17 protein-coding genes, 1 tRNA gene, 3 rRNA genes and 1 other annotated feature are annotated in these 22,129 nt (G+C 52.5%); of the genes, 11 read left to right on the top strand and 10 right to left on the bottom strand.

Annotation, left to right across the window (positions count from 1 at the left end):
- The 4 genes from O1723_RS05375 to O1723_RS05390 form a co-directional block, all read right to left on the bottom strand.
- Positions 1 to 486 (bottom strand): OmpA family protein, encoded by a 486-nt coding sequence (locus O1723_RS05375; protein ID WP_014884874.1) that lies wholly within the window; start codon positions 484 to 486, stop codon positions 1 to 3.
- Positions 487 to 498: 12 nt separating this feature from the next.
- Positions 499 to 1,719 carry a diguanylate cyclase DgcN/YfiN gene (gene dgcN / locus O1723_RS05380; RefSeq protein ID WP_014884873.1) on the bottom strand — a complete coding sequence of 407 codons (1,221 nt, stop codon included), beginning with the start codon at positions 1,717 to 1,719 and terminating at the stop codon, positions 499 to 501.
- Complete coding sequence (gene yfiR / locus O1723_RS05385; protein ID WP_072169712.1) at positions 1,712 to 2,200, bottom strand: regulatory sequestration protein YfiR; 489 nt, start codon at positions 2,198 to 2,200, stop codon at positions 1,712 to 1,714. Before yfiR ends, dgcN begins: the two co-directional genes overlap by 8 nt.
- Positions 2,201 to 2,401: 201 nt before the next feature.
- Positions 2,402 to 2,776 (bottom strand): DUF2799 domain-containing protein, encoded by a 375-nt coding sequence (locus tag O1723_RS05390; RefSeq protein ID WP_014884871.1) that lies wholly within the window; start codon positions 2,774 to 2,776, stop codon positions 2,402 to 2,404.
- Positions 2,777 to 2,991: 215 nt separating this feature from the next.
- Between O1723_RS05390 and aroF the strand changes: the two genes are divergently transcribed.
- Genes aroF through O1723_RS05405 form a run of 3 tightly spaced genes read left to right on the top strand, consistent with a single transcriptional unit; the run spans position 2,992 to position 6,127 of the window.
- Positions 2,992 to 4,062: a 3-deoxy-7-phosphoheptulonate synthase AroF gene (gene aroF / locus O1723_RS05395; RefSeq protein WP_014884870.1), complete on the top strand. Its 1,071-nt coding sequence runs from the start codon at positions 2,992 to 2,994 to the stop codon at positions 4,060 to 4,062.
- A gap of 10 nt (positions 4,063 to 4,072) precedes the next feature.
- The gene (gene tyrA / locus O1723_RS05400) at positions 4,073 to 5,194 is read left to right on the top strand and encodes a bifunctional chorismate mutase/prephenate dehydrogenase (RefSeq protein WP_023337646.1); all 1,122 of its coding nucleotides are present in this window, start codon (positions 4,073 to 4,075) and stop codon (positions 5,192 to 5,194) included.
- A gap of 60 nt (positions 5,195 to 5,254) precedes the next feature.
- Complete coding sequence (locus O1723_RS05405; RefSeq protein ID WP_014884868.1) at positions 5,255 to 6,127, top strand: SMP-30/gluconolactonase/LRE family protein; 873 nt, start codon at positions 5,255 to 5,257, stop codon at positions 6,125 to 6,127.
- On the opposite strand, the gene pheA is transcribed toward O1723_RS05405, so the two are convergent.
- From pheA to bamD, 4 genes are all read right to left on the bottom strand, one after another.
- Entirely contained in the window at positions 6,124 to 7,284 is a 1,161-nt protein-coding gene (gene pheA, locus O1723_RS05410) for a bifunctional chorismate mutase/prephenate dehydratase (RefSeq protein ID WP_014884867.1), read from the bottom strand. The two genes, O1723_RS05405 and pheA, sit on opposite strands and share 4 nt — an antisense overlap.
- Before the next feature lie 30 nt (positions 7,285 to 7,314).
- Positions 7,315 to 7,440, bottom strand: a sequence feature (Phe leader region).
- Positions 7,392 to 7,439, bottom strand: coding sequence for a pheA operon leader peptide PheL (pheL, locus tag O1723_RS05415; protein ID WP_100249759.1), 48 nt, complete (start codon positions 7,437 to 7,439; stop codon positions 7,392 to 7,394). Its footprint overlaps the feature before it by 48 nt.
- Positions 7,441 to 7,543: 103 nt before the next feature.
- Positions 7,544 to 7,885 (bottom strand): ribosome-associated translation inhibitor RaiA, encoded by a 342-nt coding sequence (gene raiA, locus O1723_RS05420; RefSeq protein WP_014884866.1) that lies wholly within the window; start codon positions 7,883 to 7,885, stop codon positions 7,544 to 7,546.
- A 267-nt stretch (positions 7,886 to 8,152) separates the two neighbouring features.
- Positions 8,153 to 8,890: an outer membrane protein assembly factor BamD gene (gene bamD, locus O1723_RS05425; protein ID WP_014884865.1), complete on the bottom strand. Its 738-nt coding sequence runs from the start codon at positions 8,888 to 8,890 to the stop codon at positions 8,153 to 8,155.
- Positions 8,891 to 9,021: 131 nt separating this feature from the next.
- On the opposite strand from bamD, the gene rluD reads away from it, so the two are divergent.
- From rluD to O1723_RS05465, 8 genes are all read left to right on the top strand, one after another.
- The gene (rluD, locus tag O1723_RS05430; RefSeq protein WP_014884864.1) at positions 9,022 to 10,002 is read left to right on the top strand and encodes a 23S rRNA pseudouridine(1911/1915/1917) synthase RluD; all 981 of its coding nucleotides are present in this window, start codon (positions 9,022 to 9,024) and stop codon (positions 10,000 to 10,002) included.
- Entirely contained in the window at positions 9,999 to 10,730 is a 732-nt protein-coding gene (yfiH, locus tag O1723_RS05435) for a purine nucleoside phosphorylase YfiH (protein ID WP_023337645.1), read from the top strand. The genes rluD and yfiH overlap by 4 nt, the downstream gene beginning before the upstream one ends.
- 130 nt (positions 10,731 to 10,860) lie before the next feature.
- Complete coding sequence (gene clpB / locus O1723_RS05440; protein ID WP_014884862.1) at positions 10,861 to 13,434, top strand: ATP-dependent chaperone ClpB; 2,574 nt, start codon at positions 10,861 to 10,863, stop codon at positions 13,432 to 13,434.
- A 429-nt stretch (positions 13,435 to 13,863) separates the two neighbouring features.
- A 16S ribosomal RNA gene (locus tag O1723_RS05445) occupies positions 13,864 to 15,403 on the top strand.
- A gap of 85 nt (positions 15,404 to 15,488) precedes the next feature.
- Positions 15,489 to 15,564: transfer RNA gene (locus O1723_RS05450), tRNA-Glu, on the top strand.
- A 192-nt stretch (positions 15,565 to 15,756) separates the two neighbouring features.
- Positions 15,757 to 18,662: ribosomal RNA gene (locus tag O1723_RS05455) — 23S ribosomal RNA — on the top strand.
- A 64-nt stretch (positions 18,663 to 18,726) separates the two neighbouring features.
- Positions 18,727 to 18,842, top strand: a 5S ribosomal RNA gene (gene rrf, locus O1723_RS05460).
- The 16S, 23S and 5S rRNA genes sit together here with 1 tRNA gene alongside, the layout of an rRNA operon.
- A 210-nt stretch (positions 18,843 to 19,052) precedes the next feature.
- Positions 19,053 to 20,348: an MFS transporter gene (locus tag O1723_RS05465; RefSeq protein ID WP_023331104.1), complete on the top strand. Its 1,296-nt coding sequence runs from the start codon at positions 19,053 to 19,055 to the stop codon at positions 20,346 to 20,348.
- Here O1723_RS05465 and O1723_RS05470 read toward each other — a convergent pair.
- Complete coding sequence (locus O1723_RS05470) at positions 20,345 to 20,668, bottom strand: YfiM family lipoprotein (protein WP_014884860.1); 324 nt, start codon at positions 20,666 to 20,668, stop codon at positions 20,345 to 20,347. The two genes, O1723_RS05465 and O1723_RS05470, sit on opposite strands and share 4 nt — an antisense overlap.
- Positions 20,669 to 20,713: 45 nt before the next feature.
- Positions 20,714 to 22,069 (bottom strand): CDP-diacylglycerol--serine O-phosphatidyltransferase, encoded by a 1,356-nt coding sequence (gene pssA, locus O1723_RS05475; RefSeq protein WP_023331103.1) that lies wholly within the window; start codon positions 22,067 to 22,069, stop codon positions 20,714 to 20,716.
- Positions 22,070 to 22,129 lie beyond the last annotated feature (60 nt).

Raw genomic sequence — 22,129 nt, forward strand, 5'->3', positions numbered from 1 at the left:
CTATGGCGTGCTGATAACCACTGATACCCGGCGGTTTTCAGCGCGCCCTTGCGCGGTACTGTTGCTCGCAATCGGGTATTTTTTGCCTAATCCCCGGGTGGTGAGATTCTCGCGCGGGATATTCGCTCCCTTTGCCCATGCGTCGGCAACGGCATTGGCACGTTTTAACGACAGCGCTTCGTTGTAACTTTCTTCGCCGTAATTATCCGTATGACCATCCATTCGAGCGTGATTCAGGCCGGTTTTCGCCAGACGAGCGGCCATGGATTGGATCTGTGTTTCACTTTCGGAACGGAGTCTGGCGTCATTTTTATCAAACAGAATGGTATCCGATAATCCCAGGGACCAGTCGCCGTTCAGTTCGTTAAAACCGTAGGACTTCATCGCTGCAATTTGTTCTGGCGTGAATTTACCTTCAGGCGGCGACTGACAGCCTGCCAGAACCAGTGAGGCCAGGACTAACGGCGCGAAGTATCGTTTTAACATAGTATATCCTTTCTAACTTATTGTTTTTGTACGCTGGTTTTTGACCTGGTACATATTGCGGTCGGCTTTTTCCAGTAATGCTTCAACGGACGCATTTTCCCACGCCAGAGCAAAGCCAATGCTGAGTGACATTGATGCTTTTTGTCCGTTATGCAGATCAAACGGACGGATAAACTGCTGCGATAACGCAGCACAAATGTGTTGAACTTCAAGCTCAGAATGAACGCCGTACAGCACCATGGCAAATTCGTCACCGCCAAGGCGATAGGACTGATGGCGCTTATCGCCAAATTCCACCATCCTGCTGGCGACTTCAATCAGCACGCAGTCTCCTGCCGCGTGTCCCCAGGTGTCATTGATAAACTTAAAATTATCACCATCAAGGAAGAGCAGGGCCGAATTTATTCTCGCCGAAGGGTCGTTCATCAGTGCCGCAATGCTGTTACGAAACGCTGCGCGGTTAGCAAGGCCGGTGAGCGGATCGTGCATGGCGGTACGCAATAGTTGGGCATTTTTCGCCTGAAGCTTAAGCTGCCACTCCTCCATCTCATCCAGGAGGCTGTTGAAGTCTTCACCAAACTGGTGGAACTCTTCGATGCGCCCATCTTTCACCCGTCGGGAGAAATTACGGTTTGTACGGACGTCATGTACCACATCGGTGATGTTTTGCAGGGCCGTGACCATGCCGTGATGCAGAGAGTGGGTAATGGCGATCGCGACGACGGTGGCAAAAAGAATACAGCCGGTAAGAACGGCAAACGACATCCAGATGAAGTGGCTAATCAGGCTGTCACGCGCGGTAAGGCGAATTTCGCCGATCATCGAACCGTTATGCATGATTGGCTGTGCAATCGGTACAGGGAAAAGCCAGCGGCTGACCAGCGCCCCCAGCGTGTCGTTATTATCCTTCGGATTCCAGGACCAGTATGCAAAACGCTTTTTGTGTACGTTAATGACTTCTGCTACGGCAAACTGCCCCTGCTTACCCAGGGCTGCGAGGGTTTCGTTGGCGGCCAACGAATCGTTGAAAACCAGAGAGGCTTCAAGACTGTGGCTCATGGTGGCGCCGGTTAATTCGAGATTCTTTTGCGCGTATTGTTTTAACGTCACGACGGAAGCAAAACAGAGTAACAGCCATATAAGCGTCATCGTGATGATGACGCTTATCATGCTGTTTCGCCTCAGCGTTCTTTTAAACGTTGGACGTGGCGTCGAGGTGAAATCTTTATCCATGCTGCTTATTCCGTGCAAGCATTAATACATCGGGATTGACCCTGACACCACTGCGCGTCAATGCATCCAGATTGACGGAAAACCGCACCTGGCCACGTTCGATTATCAGGCAAAAAGCACTGCCAATAACACATTCCGGATTTTGCTCTGAGATTAATAGCAATGCTCTGCCCTGATATTGACTTATTAATTCAAGTTGTTTTGCCGGCGGTTCAGACCCGAAATAAACAGCATCGCACGTCGCGTCCAGGGCTTCCCGATCGTTACGGACAATAACGGGAGTGTAGGGTAACTCGGTATGCCCTTCATTGCCGCTGAGCGCGTGCGTGTAGTGAGAGGTGGCATAAATGCAAAGCCTGGGCTGTCCGGAAAGTGACGGCCATCGCGTATAGCTCACAATCCCCGAGACAATCGAACGTACCGATTTATCCGTCTCCGTGAGCGCGCCTGCCGTCGCCGGGCCCACCATAAGAAACAGCATTAACACCAGAGTGAGTCGGAACAAAGAGATCAAGTATGAATTTCTCACCAGAATCCGCCGTACCGCTCCGGAAATAGATGTCCTTAAGAGATGCGGGCAGAATACCATTGTTTGTCTGAGCCGTCATTATGTCAGAAATAGCCTTCGGCTGACCTAAGCTAAATCCTACAGTGGTTTATTTTCCAGGGGATAAACACAGACTTAATTAAGTCTGCTGGAACGCATACTTTCGTCCATTCCTTTTTGCCATGACGCACGGAGTTTCACAGCATTTTCAACACTATCACAACTGGCAGGATAAGATTTGCCCGCTAATCCCCAGGCATGAATAAAACCCTCTTCGCATACTTTCTTCTGACCATCAGCGTAGCCGCGGAGATATTCGCTACGATCAACATGAGGGTCATTAAAACTATCGGCCAGGGTCTGGTTATCTTTAACCGGCAAGCCATTCATGGCGTCTTCTTTTCCGGCACTGAACCAGTCCGGAGTCGTCCAGTGGGGCTGAAAAGTGTAAGGATTAATCTGGCAGCCCGATAAAAACAGCAACAACAGCACCAGAGCAATTGAGCGCATAGCGATTCTCCTTTTTTCTTCAGCATAGCCTGGCGGAAGAAAATCGGAGTGTAATTTAAAGTTTACGTATTTAACGGCTGTTTTTTGCTAATAATTAGCATCTGTAAAGTAATATTTACGGATTTTGGATTGAAATCTTTACTTGTTGTGGTATCGTGTGCTTCACCTCATCGAGGATAACAACTATCGCAAACGAGCATTACAGGATCGCCATCATGCAAAAAGACGCGCTGAACAACGTACATATTACTGACGAACAGGTTTTAATTACCCCGGATCAACTGAAAGCAGCATTCCCGCTGAGTGCCGCGCAGGAGGCTCAAATTGAGCACTCTCGCCAGACCATTTCTGACATTATCGCTGGTCGCGATCCGCGCCTGCTGGTGGTCTGTGGTCCTTGCTCTATTCACGATCCTGAAACCGCCATTGAGTACGCTCATCGATTTAAAGCATTAGCGGAGGAGGTCAGCGATAGCCTCTATCTGGTGATGCGCGTCTATTTTGAGAAGCCACGCACGACCGTTGGCTGGAAAGGGTTGATTAACGATCCGCACATGGATGGCTCGTTTGATGTGGAAGCAGGGCTGAAGATTGCGCGTCGCCTGCTGGTGGAGCTGGTTAGCATGGGGCTGCCGCTGGCAACCGAAGCGCTTGATCCGAACAGCCCGCAATACCTGGGCGATCTGTTCAGCTGGTCTGCGATTGGTGCGCGCACGACGGAATCGCAAACCCACCGCGAGATGGCGTCTGGTCTGTCGATGCCGGTTGGTTTTAAAAACGGTACCGATGGCAGTCTGGCGACGGCGATCAACGCTATGCGCGCCGCCGCAATGCCGCACCGTTTTGTGGGTATCAACCAGGCGGGCCAGGTGTGCCTCCTGCAAACTCAGGGTAACCCGGACGGTCATGTGATCCTGCGCGGCGGTAAAGCGCCAAACTACAGCCCGGCAGATGTGGCGCAGTGTGAAAAAGAGATGGAGCAGGCGGGACTGCGCCCGGCACTGATGGTAGATTGCAGTCATGGTAATTCGAATAAAGATTATCGTCGCCAGCCCGCGGTTGCCGAATCCGTGGTCGCACAGATCAAAGACGGCAACCGTTCGATTATCGGTCTGATGATTGAGAGCAACATTCATGAAGGTAATCAGTCATCTGAACAACCGCGCAGTGCGATGAAGCACGGCGTCTCCGTGACGGATGCCTGCATCAGCTGGGAAACCACCGATGCGCTGCTGCGTGAGATCCATAAAGATTTAAATGGCCAGCTGGCGACGCGTCTGGCTTAAGAGGTTAGCTATGGTTGCTGAATTGACCGCATTACGCGATCAAATTGATGAAGTGGACAAGGCGCTGCTGGATCTGCTGGCGCGACGTATGGCACTGGTTGCTGAAGTCGGTGAAGTAAAAAGTAAATACGGCCTGCCGATTTACGTTCCGGAGCGCGAAGCCTCAATGCTGGCTTCCCGTCGTAAAGAGGCCCAGTCGCTGGGTGTTTCGCCGGATTTGATTGAAGATGTGCTGCGTCGCGTAATGCGCGAATCCTATTCCAGCGAAAACGACAAAGGCTTCAAAACCCTCTGTCCGTCCCTGCGTCCGGTGGTGATTGTCGGCGGCGGCGGGCAGATGGGGCGTCTGTTTGAAAAAATGCTGACGCTTTCTGGCTACCAGGTGCGCATTCTGGAGAAAGAGGACTGGGCCCAGGCGCCAGAACTGATGAAAGACGCGGGAATGGTTATCGTCAGCGTGCCGATCCACGTGACGGAGCAGATCATCGGAAAACTTCCGCCTTTACCGCAGGATTGCATCCTGGTGGACCTTGCTTCTGTCAAAAATGGTCCGCTGCAGGCAATGCTGGCCGCGCATACGGGTCCGGTACTGGGTCTGCACCCGATGTTTGGCCCGGACAGCGGCAGCCTGGCGAAGCAAGTGGTGGTTTACTGCGACGGGCGTCAGCCGGAAGCCTATCAGTGGTTCCTCGAACAGATTCAGGTATGGGGCGCACGACTGCACCGCATCAGCGCGGTCGAGCACGATCAGAACATGGCGTTTATTCAGGCACTGCGCCACTTTGCGACCTTTGCCTACGGTCTGCATCTGGCGGAAGAGAACGTGCAGCTTGAACAGCTGCTGGCGCTCTCATCACCGATCTATCGTCTGGAACTGGCGATGGTTGGACGTCTGTTTGCGCAGGATCCCCAGCTTTACGCCGACATTATTATGTCGTCCGAAAATAATCTGGCACTGATCAAACGTTACTATCAGCGCTTTGGCGAAGCCATTACGCTGCTGGAGCATGGCGACAAGCAGGCGTTTATCGACAGTTTCCGTAAAGTGGAGCATTGGTTCGGTGATTACGCCACGCGTTTCCAGAGCGAGAGCCGCACGCTGTTGCGCCAGGCAAATGACAGTCGCCAGTAATCCGATGATGTATATACTGAAAGCCAGCATTGCTGGCTTTTTTCATTTTGGGGAACTGTCATGGCTGAACCGCAGCTGCTGTTGAATTACACCGGGCACCTGCCTGAGTGTCCGACATGGAGCGCTGAAGAGCATGCGCTCTACTGGGCCGATATCCTGGAAGGCGAAATCCACCGATATCATCTGCCAACGGCAGAACACACCGTGCTCTCTTTCCATGAGGAAGTGGGCTGTTTTGCGTTGCGTGAACGCGGCGGGTTTATCGTGGCCATGCGCAATGGCATCTGGCTTGCCGATAAGCATGGCCTCCTGCAGCGTAAGGTGTGCGATAACCCCTCTAACCCACAGCTGGCGCGTTTTAATGACGGGGGAACCGACAGTATGGGGCGTTTCTATGCGGGGACGTTCTGGGGGCCGGGGGATTACAACGGCGCGTTGCTGATGCGTATCGACAACGATCTGACACCGAAAGTAATCCAGTGTGATATTCACGGGCATAACGGCTTAGCGTTTAGTCCGGATAAGCGGTGGATGTATACCTCCGATACGCCGAATGGGGTGATCTATCGCACTCCGATTGATGAGCAGGGTGAACCCGGCAGACGCGAGATCTTTCGTCAATTTAAAGAGGGCGAAGGTATACCGGACGGCGCGGCAGTCGATGTGGAAGGCTGCTACTGGAGCGCACTGTTTGACGGCTGGCGTATCGCACGTTTTTCACCGCAAGGGGAGCAGCTGGAAGAGTATCGCTTGCCTGTACGTTGCCCGACGATGGTCTGCTTTGGCGGCGATGATATGAAAACGCTGTTCATTACGACCACGCGGGAAAATATGGATGCAGAAGAGGTGGCTGAGTATCCGCTCTCCGGCGCCATCTTCACCCTGCCCGTAAATGTGGCAGGGATGAAGAAAAGTCGCTTTATCGAACGTTAGCTTGGATCGACAGGCACGACGTTTTCGCTCGGATAGCAGCCCAGCACTTTCATGGAACGGGTTATCTCACCCAGTTCACGCAGGGCCTTCTGCATGGAGGCAGACTTCAGGTTGGCCTGGATATCGAGATAAAACATCTCCTCCCACGGGTTACCGTGAATTGGACGCGATTCCAGTTTGGTCATGATCAGGTTGTGGTTGCGCAGCACCAGCAGGGCTTCAACCAGTGCACCCGCCTGTTGTCCGGTCGCCATCAGCAGCGTGGTTTTCGCTGGAACCTGGTCTGACACATTGATGGACTTGCGCGCCAGCACCACGAAACGGGTAATATTTTGCGTCTGGTTTGCCAGGTTGCGCTCCAGCACCTGTAAGCCATACAACGCGCCACCCGCCTCGCTACCGAGTGCAGCGACGGCTGGCGAGTTAGCCTGCGCCACTTTTTCCATTGCCGCGGAGGTGCTTTCGGTGTACTCGATTTTCCAGTTCGGATAGCGGTTCAGGAACTGGCTGCACTGCTGGAACGGCTGGGGATGACTGTAGACGGTTTCTATCTTGCTCAGATCGGTTGAGCCGGAGACCAGCACGCAGTGATCGATAGGGATCGTCAGCTCGCCAACCAGCGACAGGCTGGTGTGCTGCAGCAAATCGTAAACGTCGTTGATGGCACCCGAACTGGTGTTTTCAATGGGCACGACGGCGTAATCCGCCTGGCCGGTCTCGACCTGGTTAAAGATATCGGCAAATTTTGCGCAGCCGCTCTCAATAAATTCTTCGAAATGGCGAGCGGCATACTGACGTGCGGCCAGGTGAGAGTAAGAGCCTTTCGGGCCGAGGAAGGCGATACGCGCAGAATGCGGGTTAGTTTTGTTCAGATGCTGCTGGAGCAGCGCTTGCTGAGTGAGAACGGAGTCTTCAATGATGAGCTGGAACAACCGGGTGATGTAATGGGCATCGAGGTGGTGCACTTTGCCGAGCTGGATCAGACGTTCCAGCAGATCGCGTTCGCGGTCAATATCACGTACCGGACGATGGGAGTCCAGTTTGGCTTTCCCTACTTCAACGGCGAGCATGCGACGTTCGGCCAGCAGTGCCAGTAATTTCTCATCCAGCGCGCTGATTTTTACGCGCAGATCCAGTAACGGGTTTTCCGGTGTCATAGTGTCGCCTGTCTCATTTTATCGTTATCAATAAAAAAGGCCCCCCGGTGTGGGAGGCCTTGTTGTTCGTCTTCGCATTCTTTTTCACACGACGAAACGCCTCCCGGTCAGGGGAAGGTAAAAAAGAATGCGAAGAAGAACGGCGTAAGTTTCATAACATCATCCTGTGATTGATACCGTTAAAGTACCTGTACTGTTTTCACCCTGTCAATAAAAAACGCGCCCGAAGGCGCGTTGGCGGTACACTCAATTTAAAGGATTACTCTTCTTCAACTTCTTCCGCGAAGCTGGCGTCTTTCACCGAGGATGCGGCGCGACGGGCTTCACCTTTGTGTTGCACTTTATTGAGCTGCCGTTCCAGCTTGTTGATCAAATCGTTAATAGCCGTGTACATATCTTCATGTTTTGCGCTGGCGACCAGATGGCCGTTTGGAGTATTGATAGTTGCGTCAGCGATGAAACCCTGTGGCTCCTTAGACAGAATGATATGCGGGTTAATCAGGTGAGTTTGCCATTTATCCAGTTTGGCGAGACGGTCTGCGACGTGCTGGCGAATTGCCGGAGTAATTTCCATTTGTTTACTGGTAATGTTCATTGTCATAAATTTTACCTCTTGTCTTTCCGTCTTGGTGATTCCAGCATACCCGACCTAATGTCAAAATGTGTGATTTAGATCACGTTATTTTGTCGGTTTTTGTCAGGGAATCTTTTTTGTGAGGCAGGGCAGGAAGAGGTGAGATTTACCTTGTGGAAGGCAAAAATTGCGGTCATAGTTGACGGGATGAGTTGAGATAAAGCGCTTCAGCGAATATCAGAAATGGATACAAAAACGGCAGCCTTCGGGCTGCCGTTTTGCATTGAAGCACTATCAGGTGTTGCTGCTATTAGCGGCGATAATTTTCGCCACTTTTTCAGCCTGAGTGGTCATCTGCATCTGACGGTAAGCATTTTCCATCAGCTTCAGGCCGTCACGCGTTGCCTGAGTATCCGGGTAATCACGCAGCATACCTTCTACGCGGTTAACCACGGCAACCCATGCGCCACGGCGGGTATAGTATTCCGCAACGGAGTATTCATACTTCGCCAGGCGATCTTTCAGGAACACCAGACGTTTGGTCGCGTCGGTCACGTACTGACTGTTTGGATAGCCGCGCACCAGTTTGGAGAAGTCATTGAAGGCATCACGCGCATGCTGGGGATCACGATCGGAACGATCCACGCCGAAGAAGCCCTGCAGAGCACTGTCATCCAGCGCCATGTTGGTCAGACCGCGCATGTACATGACGTAATCGATGTTAGGATGAGTCGGATTCAGACGCATGAAACGATCGATAGTTGCCTGAGCCAGCGGCAGGTCGGCATTTTTGTAGTATGCGTAGATAAGATCTAATTGTACCTGCTGCGAATACGGACCAAATGGATAGCGATTATCCAACGCTTCCAGTTGCGTTATCGCCTGTTTCCAGTTACCGTCCTGCAACTTTTGTTGTGCAGTCGCATAGATTTCATTCGGCGGATTGTCAGGGACCTGTTCATTCGAACCGGAGCAGCCCACCAAAGCCAGGCTCAACGTGGCCGCTGCCACCAGATATTTCATGCGCGTCATGACGTTTTGACTTTCCTCAAATGTTTGTCCGGGAGAAACTCTGTTCCTGCTCCCGATTAAGACCAGCTACAATAGCACACTATATTAAACGGCAAAGCCGTAAAACCCAACGTTAAACAAAGAAGCAGTTTATGGCACAACGAGTAGAACTCACCGCAACAGTCTCCGAAAATCAGCTCGGTCAACGCTTAGATCAGGCTTTGGCCGAATTGTTCCCTGATTATTCGCGTTCACGCATAAAAGAATGGATCCTTGACCAGCGCGTGCTGGTAAACGGCAAGATCTGGGACAAACCAAAAGAGAAAGTGTTTGGTGGGGAAGCTGTTGCCATCAATGCTGAAATCGAAGAGGAAATCCGCTTCGAGCCGCAGGATATCCCACTGGACATCGTCTATGAAGATGATGACATTCTGGTAATCAACAAGCCGCGCGACCTGGTTGTTCATCCGGGGGCGGGGAACCCTGACGGTACGGTACTTAATGCACTTCTCCATTACTATCCGCCGATTGCTGACGTCCCGCGCGCGGGTATCGTTCACCGTCTGGATAAAGACACCACCGGTCTGATGGTCGTGGCAAAGACCGTTCCTGCTCAGACCCGTCTGGTGGAATCACTGCAGCTGCGTGAAATTACCCGTGAATACGAAGCGGTAGCCATTGGCCACATGACCGCTGGCGGCACGGTAGAAGAACCGATTAGCCGTCACCCGACCAAACGCACTCATATGTCGGTGCACCCGATGGGGAAACCAGCGGTGACGCACTATCGCATTATGGAGCATTTCCGTATTCATACGCGCCTGCGCCTGCGCCTGGAAACCGGTCGTACGCACCAGATCCGTGTTCATATGGCCCACATTACCCATCCGCTGGTGGGGGATCAGGTATACGGCGGTCGTCCGCGTCCGCCAAAAGGCGCATCGGATGAGTTCATCAGCGTACTGCGCAAGTTCGATCGTCAGGCGCTTCACGCGACCATGCTGCGTCTCTATCACCCCATCACCGGTATTCAGATGGAGTGGCATGCGCCTCTCCCACAGGATATGGTGGAACTGATTGACGCCATGCGTGCTGATTTCGAAGAACATAAGGACCATGTGGACTGGTTATGACCAAACTGATTGTCCCGGAGTGGCCACTACCTGAAGGCGTGGCCGCCTGCAGCTCAACTCGTACTGGCGGAGTCAGCCAGGGCGCGTGGGAGTCGTTGAATCTCGGCGCACACTGTGGCGATAACCTGGATCATGTAGAAGAGAACCGCAGGCGTCTGTTTGCTGCGGGGAATCTGCCTTCGAAACCGGTCTGGCTGGAACAGGTTCATGGTAAAGCGGTGCTGAAGCTGACGGGAGAACCTTACGCTTCTAAACGCGTAGACGCCTCTTACAGCAATACTCCGGGCACGGTTTGTGCCGTTATGACCGCCGATTGTCTGCCGGTTTTGTTCTGTAACCGGGCAGGTACTGAAGTGGCTGCCGCGCATGCAGGCTGGCGTGGATTGTGTGAGGGCGTGCTGGAAGAGACCGTCGCCTGCTTTAACGATGATTCTGCCAATATCATGGCCTGGCTGGGTCCGGCGATTGGCCCTCGTGCTTTTGAAGTGGGGCCGGAAGTTCGCGAAGCATTCATGGAAAAAGATCCGCAAGCCGCTGAGGCTTTTCAGCCTTCCGGTGAAAAATATCTGGCAGATATTTACCAGCTTGCCCGTCAGCGCCTGAATAGCGTCGGTGTCACGCAGATCTTCGGCGGAGATCGCTGTACTTTCACCGAAAAGGGTGATTTTTTCTCTTATCGCCGCGACAAGACTACGGGTCGTATGGCAAGTTTTATTTGGCTGATATAACCTAAAGAATCAAGACGATCCGGAACGTGCCGTTTTCTTTTCACATAATTCAGATCATTAACCTTGAATAATTGAGGGATGACCTCATTTAATCTCCAGTAGCAAATTTGACCTGTTTATGGGAGGAGTTATGCGTCTGGATCGTCTTACTAATAAATTCCAGCTTGCTCTTGCCGATGCCCAGTCGCTCGCGCTGGGGCACGACAACCAATTCATCGAACCTCTTCATTTAATGAGCGCCTTGCTGAATCAGGAAGGGGGATCGGTACGTCCTTTATTAACGTCTGCTGGCATTAATGCTGGCCAGTTACGCACCGCTATCGATCAGGCACTGAGCCGTTTACCGCAGGTAGAAGGTACCGGCGGTGATGTTCAGCCGTCTCAGGATCTGGTGCGCGTGCTGAACCTTTGCGACAAGCTGGCGCAAAAACGTGGGGACAACTTTATTTCGTCAGAGCTGTTTGTTCTGGCGGCGCTTGAATCACGCGGTACCTTAACCGACCTGCTGAAATCTGCCGGTGCAACCACCGCCAATGTGACTCAGGCGATTGAGAAAATGCGCGGAGGTGAAAGCGTGAACGATCAGGGAGCCGAAGACCAACGTCAGGCTTTGAAGAAATTTACGGTCGATCTGACCGAACGTGCTGAGCAGGGCAAACTTGACCCGGTCATCGGCCGTGACGAAGAGATCCGCCGTACGATTCAGGTATTGCAGCGTCGTACCAAGAACAACCCGGTTCTGATTGGTGAGCCCGGTGTGGGTAAAACCGCCATTGTTGAAGGGCTGGCGCAGCGTATCGTAAACGGTGAAGTGCCGGAAGGGCTGAAAGGTCGCCGCGTGCTGGCACTGGATATGGGGGCGCTGGTGGCCGGGGCGAAATACCGCGGTGAGTTTGAAGAGCGTCTGAAAGGTGTGCTTAACGACCTGGCTAAACAGGAAGGCAACGTCATTCTGTTTATTGACGAACTGCACACCATGGTGGGGGCCGGTAAGGCCGACGGCGCGATGGATGCCGGGAACATGCTGAAACCAGCCCTGGCACGTGGTGAACTGCATTGCGTTGGCGCCACGACGCTGGATGAGTACCGCCAGTACATTGAGAAAGATGCTGCTCTGGAACGTCGTTTCCAGAAAGTGTTTGTTGCCGAGCCAAGCGTTGAAGATACCATCGCGATTTTGCGTGGTCTGAAAGAACGTTATGAGCTGCATCACCATGTGCAAATCACCGACCCGGCGATTGTGGCGGCTGCGACGCTTTCGCACCGTTATATTGCTGACCGTCAGTTGCCGGATAAAGCGATCGACCTGATTGATGAAGCGGCGTCGAGCATTCGTATGCAGATTGACTCGAAACCGGAAGAACTGGACAGGCTCGACCGTCGTATCATTCAGCTCAAGCTGGAACAGCAGGCGCTGAAGAAAGAGTCTGATGAAGCCAGTAAGAAACGCCTCGATATGCTCAACGAAGAACTGGACGACAAAGAGCGTCAGTATTCTGAGCTGGAAGAAGAGTGGAAAGCCGAGAAAGCTTCACTGTCTGGCACGCAGACCATTAAAGCGGAACTTGAGCAGGCGAAAATCGCCATCGAACAGGCTCGCCGTGTGGGCGATCTGGCGCGAATGTCCGAGTTGCAGTACGGCAAAATCCCGGAGCTGGAAAAACAGCTTGAGATCGCCACGCAGTCGGAAGGCAAAACCATGCGTCTGTTACGTAATAAAGTGACGGATGCAGAAATTGCAGAAGTGCTGGCTCGCTGGACCGGTATTCCGGTGGCGCGCATGATGGAAAGCGAACGCGATAAACTGCTGCGTATGGAGCAGGATCTGCATCAGCGCGTGATCGGTCAGGACGAGGCGGTTGAAGCCGTCTCCAATGCCATCCGCCGTAGCCGTGCGGGGCTGTCCGATCCTAATCGCCCGATTGGTTCGTTCCTGTTCCTGGGGCCGACCGGTGTCGGTAAGACCGAGCTGTGCAAAGCGCTGGCTAACTTTATGTTCGATAGCGACGATGCGATGGTGCGCATCGACATGTCCGAGTTTATGGAAAAACACTCCGTCTCGCGTCTGGTCGGGGCGCCTCCAGGATATGTCGGTTATGAAGAAGGTGGCTATCTGACAGAAGCGGTGCGTCGCCGTCCTTATTCCGTCATTCTGCTGGATGAGGTGGAAAAAGCGCACCCGGATGTGTTCAACATTCTGCTTCAGGTGCTGGATGATGGCCGTCTGACTGACGGGCAGGGGAGAACGGTCGACTTCCGTAATACTGTCGTCATTATGACATCGAACCTGGGTTCTGATTTGATTCAGGAACGTTTCGGTGAGCTGGACTACGGCCATATGAAGGATCTGGTGATGGGGGTGGTCAGCCATAGCTTCCGTCCAGAGTTCATCAACCGTATTGATGAAGTGGTGGTGTTCCATCCTCTGGGTGAGAAACACATTGCGTCGATTGCGCAGATCCAGCTGCAGCGTCTGTACAAACGTCTGGAAGAGCGTGGATATGAAATTCACATCTCTGACGATGCGCTGAAATTGTTGAGCGAGAACGGTTATGATCCGGTGTATGGTGCGCGTCCGTTGAAACGTGCTATCCAGCAGCAGATCGAAAACCCGCTGGCGCAGCAGATCCTGTCCGGGGAGCTGATTCCGGGCAAAGTTATCCGTCTGGAAGCCAACGACGATCGCATTGTGGCAGTGCAGTAAGTCACAAAACGCAAAAACGAGCCGCTTGCGGCTCGTTTTTGTTTAAAAACCAGGCGAGAATTGAGGTCTGGGAAGTGTTTTGCCTGGAAAGTGAGCAGTCAGTAAATAATTTTCACTTTATCCTTGCAGGTTCGGAATTACTCCCTATAATGCGCCTCCACTGACACGGAACAACGGCACACAAGCCGCCGGGCCAGCAGAGAAAAGCAAAATAAACGCTTGACTCTGAAAGAGGAAAGCGTAATATACGCCACCTCGCAACGGTGAGCGAAAGCCGCGTTGCACTGCTCTTTAACAATTTATCAGACAATCTGTGTGGGCACTCAAAGTGACATGGATTCTTAACGTCGCAAGACGAAAAATGAATACCAAGTCTCTGAGTGAACATACGTAATTCATTACGAAGTTTAATTCACGAGCATCAAACTTAAATTGAAGAGTTTGATCATGGCTCAGATTGAACGCTGGCGGCAGGCCTAACACATGCAAGTCGAACGGTAGCACAGAGAGCTTGCTCTCGGGTGACGAGTGGCGGACGGGTGAGTAATGTCTGGGAAACTGCCTGATGGAGGGGGATAACTACTGGAAACGGTAGCTAATACCGCATAACGTCGCAAGACCAAAGAGGGGGACCTTCGGGCCTCTTGCCATCAGATGTGCCCAGATGGGATTAGCTAGTAGGTGGGGTAACGGCTCACCTAGGCGACGATCCCTAGCTGGTCTGAGAGGATGACCAGCCACACTGGAACTGAGACACGGTCCAGACTCCTACGGGAGGCAGCAGTGGGGAATATTGCACAATGGGCGCAAGCCTGATGCAGCCATGCCGCGTGTATGAAGAAGGCCTTCGGGTTGTAAAGTACTTTCAGCGGGGAGGAAGGTGTTGTGGTTAATAACCGCAGCAATTGACGTTACCCGCAGAAGAAGCACCGGCTAACTCCGTGCCAGCAGCCGCGGTAATACGGAGGGTGCAAGCGTTAATCGGAATTACTGGGCGTAAAGCGCACGCAGGCGGTCTGTCAAGTCGGATGTGAAATCCCCGGGCTCAACCTGGGAACTGCATTCGAAACTGGCAGGCTAGAGTCTTGTAGAGGGGGGTAGAATTCCAGGTGTAGCGGTGAAATGCGTAGAGATCTGGAGGAATACCGGTGGCGAAGGCGGCCCCCTGGACAAAGACTGACGCTCAGGTGCGAAAGCGTGGGGAGCAAACAGGATTAGATACCCTGGTAGTCCACGCCGTAAACGATGTCGACTTGGAGGTTGTGCCCTTGAGGCGTGGCTTCCGGAGCTAACGCGTTAAGTCGACCGCCTGGGGAGTACGGCCGCAAGGTTAAAACTCAAATGAATTGACGGGGGCCCGCACAAGCGGTGGAGCATGTGGTTTAATTCGATGCAACGCGAAGAACCTTACCTACTCTTGACATCCAGAGAACTTTCCAGAGATGGATTGGTGCCTTCGGGAACTCTGAGACAGGTGCTGCATGGCTGTCGTCAGCTCGTGTTGTGAAATGTTGGGTTAAGTCCCGCAACGAGCGCAACCCTTATCCTTTGTTGCCAGCGGTCCGGCCGGGAACTCAAAGGAGACTGCCAGTGATAAACTGGAGGAAGGTGGGGATGACGTCAAGTCATCATGGCCCTTACGAGTAGGGCTACACACGTGCTACAATGGCGCATACAAAGAGAAGCGACCTCGCGAGAGCAAGCGGACCTCATAAAGTGCGTCGTAGTCCGGATTGGAGTCTGCAACTCGACTCCATGAAGTCGGAATCGCTAGTAATCGTAGATCAGAATGCTACGGTGAATACGTTCCCGGGCCTTGTACACACCGCCCGTCACACCATGGGAGTGGGTTGCAAAAGAAGTAGGTAGCTTAACCTTCGGGAGGGCGCTTACCACTTTGTGATTCATGACTGGGGTGAAGTCGTAACAAGGTAACCGTAGGGGAACCTGCGGTTGGATCACCTCCTCACCTTAAAGAACCTGCCTTTGTAGTGCTCACACAGATTGTCTGATGAAAAGTAAATAGCAAGGCGTCTTGCGATTGAGACTTCAGTGTCCCCTTCGTCTAGAGGCCCAGGACACCGCCCTTTCACGGCGGTAACAGGGGTTCGAATCCCCTAGGGGACGCCACTTGCTGGTTCGTGAGTGAAAGTCGCCGACCCCCGTATCTCAAAACTCATCTTCGGGTGACGTTTGAGATATTTGCTCTTTAAAAATCTGGATCAAGCTGAAAATTGAAACGACACACAGTTAATGTGTGTTCGAGTCTCTCAAATTTTCGCAAACCGATGGTGAATCGAAAGAAACATCTTCGGGTTGTGAGGTTAAGCGACTAAGCGTACACGGTGGATGCCCTGGCAGTCAGAGGCGATGAAGGACGTGCTAATCTGCGAAAAGCGCCGGCGAGGTGATATGAACCTTTGACCCGGCGATGTCCGAATGGGGAAACCCAGTGTGTTTCGACACACTATCGTTAACTGAATACATAGGTTAACGAGGCGAACCGGGGGAACTGAAACATCTAAGTACCCCGAGGAAAAGAAATCAACCGAGATTCCCCCAGTAGCGGCGAGCGAACGGGGAGCAGCCCGGAGTCTGAATCAGCTTGTGTGTTAGTGGAACGGTCTGGAAAGTCCGACGGTACAGGGTGATAGTCCCGTACACGAAAATGCACAGGTTGTGAACTCGAAGAGTAGGGCGGGACACGTGGTATCCTGTCTGAATATGGGGGGACCATCCTCCAAGGCTAAATACTCCTGACTGACCGATAGTGAACCAGTACCGTGAGGGAAAGGCGAAAAGAACCCCGGCGAGGGGAGTGAAAAAGAACCTGAAACCGTGTACGTACAAGCAGTGGGAGCCTACTTGTTAGGTGACTGCGTACCTTTTGTATAATGGGTCAGCGACTTATATTCTGTAGCAAGGTTAACCGAATAGGGGAGCCGAAGGGAAACCGAGTCTTAACTGGGCGTTAAGTTGCAGGGTATAGACCCGAAACCCGGTGATCTAGCCATGGGCAGGTTGAAGGTTGGGTAACACTAACTGGAGGACCGAACCGACTAATGTTGAAAAATTAGCGGATGACCTGTGGCTGGGGGTGAAAGGCCAATCAAACCGGGAGATAGCTGGTTCTCCCCGAAAGCTATTTAGGTAGCGCCTCGTGAACTCATCTTCGGGGGTAGAGCACTGTTTCGGCTAGGGGGCCATCCCGGCTTACCAACCCGATGCAAACTACGAATACCGAAGAATGTTATCACGGGAGACACACGGCGGGTGCTAACGTCCGTCGTGAAGAGGGAAACAACCCAGACCGCCAGCTAAGGTCCCAAAGTCATGGTTAAGTGGGAAACGATGTGGGAAGGCACAGACAGCCAGGATGTTGGCTTAGAAGCAGCCATCATTTAAAGAAAGCGTAATAGCTCACTGGTCGAGTCGGCCTGCGCGGAAGATGTAACGGGGCTAAACCATGCACCGAAGCTGCGGCAGCGACGCTTATGCGTTGTTGGGTAGGGGAGCGTTCTGTAAGCCGTTGAAGGTGGCCTGTGAGGGTTGCTGGAGGTATCAGAAGTGCGAATGCTGACATAAGTAACGATAAAGCGGGTGAAAAGCCCGCTCGCCGGAAGACCAAGGGTTCCTGTCCAACGTTAATCGGGGCAGGGTGAGTCGACCCCTAAGGCGAGGCCGAAAGGCGTAGTCGATGGGAAACAGGTTAATATTCCTGTACTTGGTGTTACTGCGAAGGGGGGACGGAGAAGGCTATGTTAGCCGGGCGACGGTTGTCCCGGTTTAAGCATGTAGGCGGAGGTTCCAGGTAAATCCGGTACCTTATTAACGCTGAGGTGTGATGACGAGGCACTACGGTGCTGAAGTAACAAATGCCCTGCTTCCAGGAAAAGCCTCTAAGCATCAGGTAACACGAAATCGTACCCCAAACCGACACAGGTGGTCAGGTAGAGAATACCAAGGCGCTTGAGAGAACTCGGGTGAAGGAACTAGGCAAAATGGTGCCGTAACTTCGGGAGAAGGCACGCTGATATGTAGGTGAAGCCCCTGCGGGTGGAGCTGAAATCAGTCGAAGATACCAGCTGGCTGCAACTGTTTATTAAAAACACAGCACTGTGCAAACACGAAAGTGGACGTATACGGTGTGACGCCTGCCCGGTGCCGGAAGGTTAATTGATGGGGTTAGCGGCAACGCGAAGCTCTTGATCGAAGCCCCGGTAAACGGCGGCCGTAACTATAACGGTCCTAAGGTAGCGAAATTCCTTGTCGGGTAAGTTCCGACCTGCACGAATGGCGTAATGATGGCCAGGCTGTCTCCACCCGAGACTCAGTGAAATTGAACTCGCTGTGAAGATGCAGTGTACCCGCGGCAAGACGGAAAGACCCCGTGAACCTTTACTATAGCTTGACACTGAACACTGGTCCTTGATGTGTAGGATAGGTGGGAGGCTTTGAAGCGTGGACGCCAGTCTGCGTGGAGCCGACCTTGAAATACCACCCTTTAATGGCTGGTGTTCTAACGTAGACCCGTAATCCGGGTTGCGGACAGTGTCTGGTGGGTAGTTTGACTGGGGCGGTCTCCTCCCAAAGAGTAACGGAGGAGCACGAAGGTTAGCTAATCCTGGTCGGACATCAGGAGGTTAGTGCAATGGCATAAGCTAGCTTGACTGCGAGAGTGACGGCTCGAGCAGGTGCGAAAGCAGGTCATAGTGATCCGGTGGTTCTGAATGGAAGGGCCATCGCTCAACGGATAAAAGGTACTCCGGGGATAACAGGCTGATACCGCCCAAGAGTTCATATCGACGGCGGTGTTTGGCACCTCGATGTCGGCTCATCACATCCTGGGGCTGAAGTAGGTCCCAAGGGTATGGCTGTTCGCCATTTAAAGTGGTACGCGAGCTGGGTTTAGAACGTCGTGAGACAGTTCGGTCCCTATCTGCCGTGGGCGCTGGAGAATTGAGGGGGGCTGCTCCTAGTACGAGAGGACCGGAGTGGACGCATCACTGGTGTTCGGGTTGTCATGCCAATGGCACTGCCCGGTAGCTAAATGCGGAAGAGATAAGTGCTGAAAGCATCTAAGCACGAAACTTGCCCCGAGATGAGTTCTCCCTGAGACTTTAAGTCTCCTGAAGGAACGTTGAAGACGACGACGTTGATAGGTCGGGTGTGTAAGCGCAGCGATGCGTTGAGCTAACCGATACTAATGAACCGTGAGGCTTAACCTTACAACGCCGAAGGTGTTTTGGCGGTGAGAGACGATTTTCAGCCTGATACAGATAACAGAATTTGCCTGGCGGCTTTAGCGCGGTGGTCCCACCTGACCCCATGCCGAACTCAGAAGTGAAACGCCGTAGCGCCGATGGTAGTGTGGGGTCTCCCCATGTGAGAGTAGGGAACTGCCAGGCATCAAATAAGAAGAACCCCGTACCGTAAGGTGCGGGGTTTTTTGCTTTTGGTTTTTCTCCCCTGGCCTTTCTCTTAATCTCTTACCCTGCTAATGGAATGTGTGATCCCTGTCTCAATGTTATTTATAACAAAATTATAACATTTCATTTACGAGGTAATTGAGTCTCCTGGCTCAATACACCGCTGTTTATGGCAGGAGCATAATCACAATGACAGAAAGTATTACATCAAACGGGACGCTGGCTAACAGTGATACCCGAAGAAGGGTATGGGCAATCGTCAGCGCCTCTTCCGGGAATCTGGTTGAATGGTTTGACTTCTACGTCTACTCATTCTGTTCACTCTACTTCGCACATATCTTCTTCCCGTCCGGCAACACCACAACACAGCTACTACAAACGGCAGGGGTATTTGCCGCCGGATTCTTAATGCGACCCATTGGGGGCTGGCTGTTTGGGCGTATTGCGGATCGTCGTGGGCGCAAGGCCTCCATGCTGATCTCGGTTTGTATGATGTGCTTTGGATCTCTGGTGATCGCCTGCTTACCAGGGTATGAATCGATCGGGACATGGGCGCCTGCGCTGCTTTTGCTGGCTCGCTTATTCCAGGGACTATCGGTGGGCGGTGAATACGGTACCAGTGCGACCTACATGAGTGAAGTTGCCCTGGAAGGCCGCAAAGGTTTTTACGCCTCATTCCAGTACGTTACGCTCATTGGTGGTCAATTGCTGGCGATTCTTGTGGTGGTGATCCTGCAGCAGATCCTGACAGACGAACAACTTCACACATGGGGATGGCGAATTCCTTTCGCACTGGGCGCAGCACTGGCGATTGTCGCACTTTGGTTACGCCGTCAGTTAGATGAAACCTCGCAGAAAGAGGTCAGGACGCTAAAGGAGGCGGGAACATTCAAAGGATTATGGCGAAACCGCAAAGCTTTCCTGATGGTGCTGGGCTTCACTGCGGGCGGCTCTCTCAGTTTTTACACTTTCACCACCTATATGCAAAAGTATCTGGTAAACACCACCGGAATGCACGCAAACGTCGCCAGCGTTGTTATGACAGTGGCACTTTTTGTATTTATGCTCATACAACCGATTATCGGTGCGCTTTCCGATAAGATTGGTCGCCGTACGTCAATGCTGATCTTTGGTGGGCTGTCAGCGCTGTGTACTGTCCCTATTTTGACAGCCCTTCAGCATGTCTCCTCGCCATATGCCGCATTTGCACTGGTGATGCTGGCGATGGTGATTGTCAGTTTCTACACCTCGATCAGCGGAATACTGAAAGCCGAAATGTTCCCGGCACAGGTACGAGCGCTAGGGGTAGGGCTCTCATATGCGGTAGCCAATGCGCTGTTTGGCGGATCGGCGGAGTACGTTGCGTTGTCGCTTAAATCATGGGGAAGTGAAACGACATTCTTCTGGTACGTGACGGTAATGGGGGCGCTAGCCTTTATTGTCTCCCTGATGCTGCATCGCAAAGGGAAGGGCATTCGTCTTTAATAATGCGCCATCTGCCAGACGGCATAGCCGGTGGTTGCACCGGCGACGTCCCAGGCGAAATCTTTCCAGCTCCAGCCGCTCCCCGCGGGGCGGCTATCCCACAGTTCTTTTGATGCTCCAAGGCTTACTGAGAACATCAATCCTATCGCTGCGCTCCGGTCCCGGCTGTATCCCTGATGCTGTGCATATTCGTTACCGGCTGCAGACAGCATTGCGGAGGCGAGGAAGTGCTGAGCCTTATCCTGTCCGGACCAGCTATCGTTGGCCATATGGCTGCAGCCACTCAGAAAGAGGACGCTCAGTAGCAGAGAAGTACGCATCAACGGGCTCCATAAAAAAGCCCTGCGGGTGACAGGGCTCTGACATTACAGAATACGGCTGATAAGTCGGTCGATACGGATACGACGTAAACGGCGGATCAACTTACGGACTTTCACCGGATAATCGGCAATGCTCTGTAGTTCGCGGTAATGGTTAACCACCGTAGTATGCGTGCGAATCAACTCCAGCTCACGTTCACGCTGGGCGGCTAACTCATGCTGCGGGTCATGGATGAGAATAGCGTTTTCCAGATCCAGTCTCCAGGCGCGTGGGTTAAGGTTGTTACCGGTCAGCAGCATCCACTCATCGTCGACCCACATTCCTTTCAGGTGGTAACTGTTGTCTTCATCTTTCCACAGACGCACAACCAGCTGGTCAGTGTTGACGTAGTACTGTAAACGGCTCAGGAAACGACGCAGGTTAATCTCATAAAGATAAGGCAGCGCACCGATGATTTTGAACGGCTGGTCTTCAGGGATGAAAAAGTCGTTTGCTGTTTTATCGCCGACGATAATTTCCACTTTTTTACCGTCGCGCAGTAGCTGAATGATATTTCGCACCAGCACGGCAGGAAGGTTGAAGTATGGCGTACAGATGGTGAGTTTCTGCTCTGCGCATGGCATCAAATGGAAGATCGTTTTGTTCAGCAGGCTTGATTTGCCGAGCCCTACCAGCGGGGTAACAGATAACTCTTCGTTGTTCGCATCGCCCTGGAAATGGTAGACAGCATCGCGCAACTCCTGGCGGAAAGCGCGAACATCATTTTTGATCTCCGGGCTTTTAGGACGCTCAGGATCGTCAAGGCGATTAACACCACGACCGTGTACCAGGTTTTTATCAACCCAGTTGAACATGATATCGGCCATCTGTGGATTACGAATCAGGTGGTAGCGGTCGTAGCGATATTTATCGAGCTGATGAAGGTAGACATCATTCAGGCTTGCGCCGCTGTACAGGACGCTGTCATCAATGATGAACCCTTTAAAATGAAGGACACCGAGTGCTTCACGGGTATTAACGGGTACGCCATAAACAGGGACATCGACGCCAGGATTTTCCTGCGCCGTGCGGCAATACCAGTCCGCATTAGTATTGGAAGCGGCTGCGCCGATACGGCCACGCTGAGCGCGATGCCAGTCAACCAGTACGCGAACATCCAGTTCCGGACGCTGACGTTTAGCTTCATAGAGTGCGTTGAGGATCGCACGACCGCCTTCATCTTGTTCAAGATACAGGGCCACAATGCAAATGCGTCGCGTGGCGCTGGCAATCTTTTCCAGAAGCGTTTCCCGAAAATGAGCGGGAGCATAAAAGAACTCTACATCATCAACTGACTGAGAAATCTTCGGTAGTTGAGCAAGGTGTTGTTGATGTTTATTACGCTTAAATTTTGACAACATCACAGTGCGTTTCTTCTCTGTTCATTGAAGGGTTGTCTGTACCATGCAAACAACATAAGC

This window comes from Enterobacter cloacae complex sp. HYC080_NIDB, assembly GCF_056673325.1.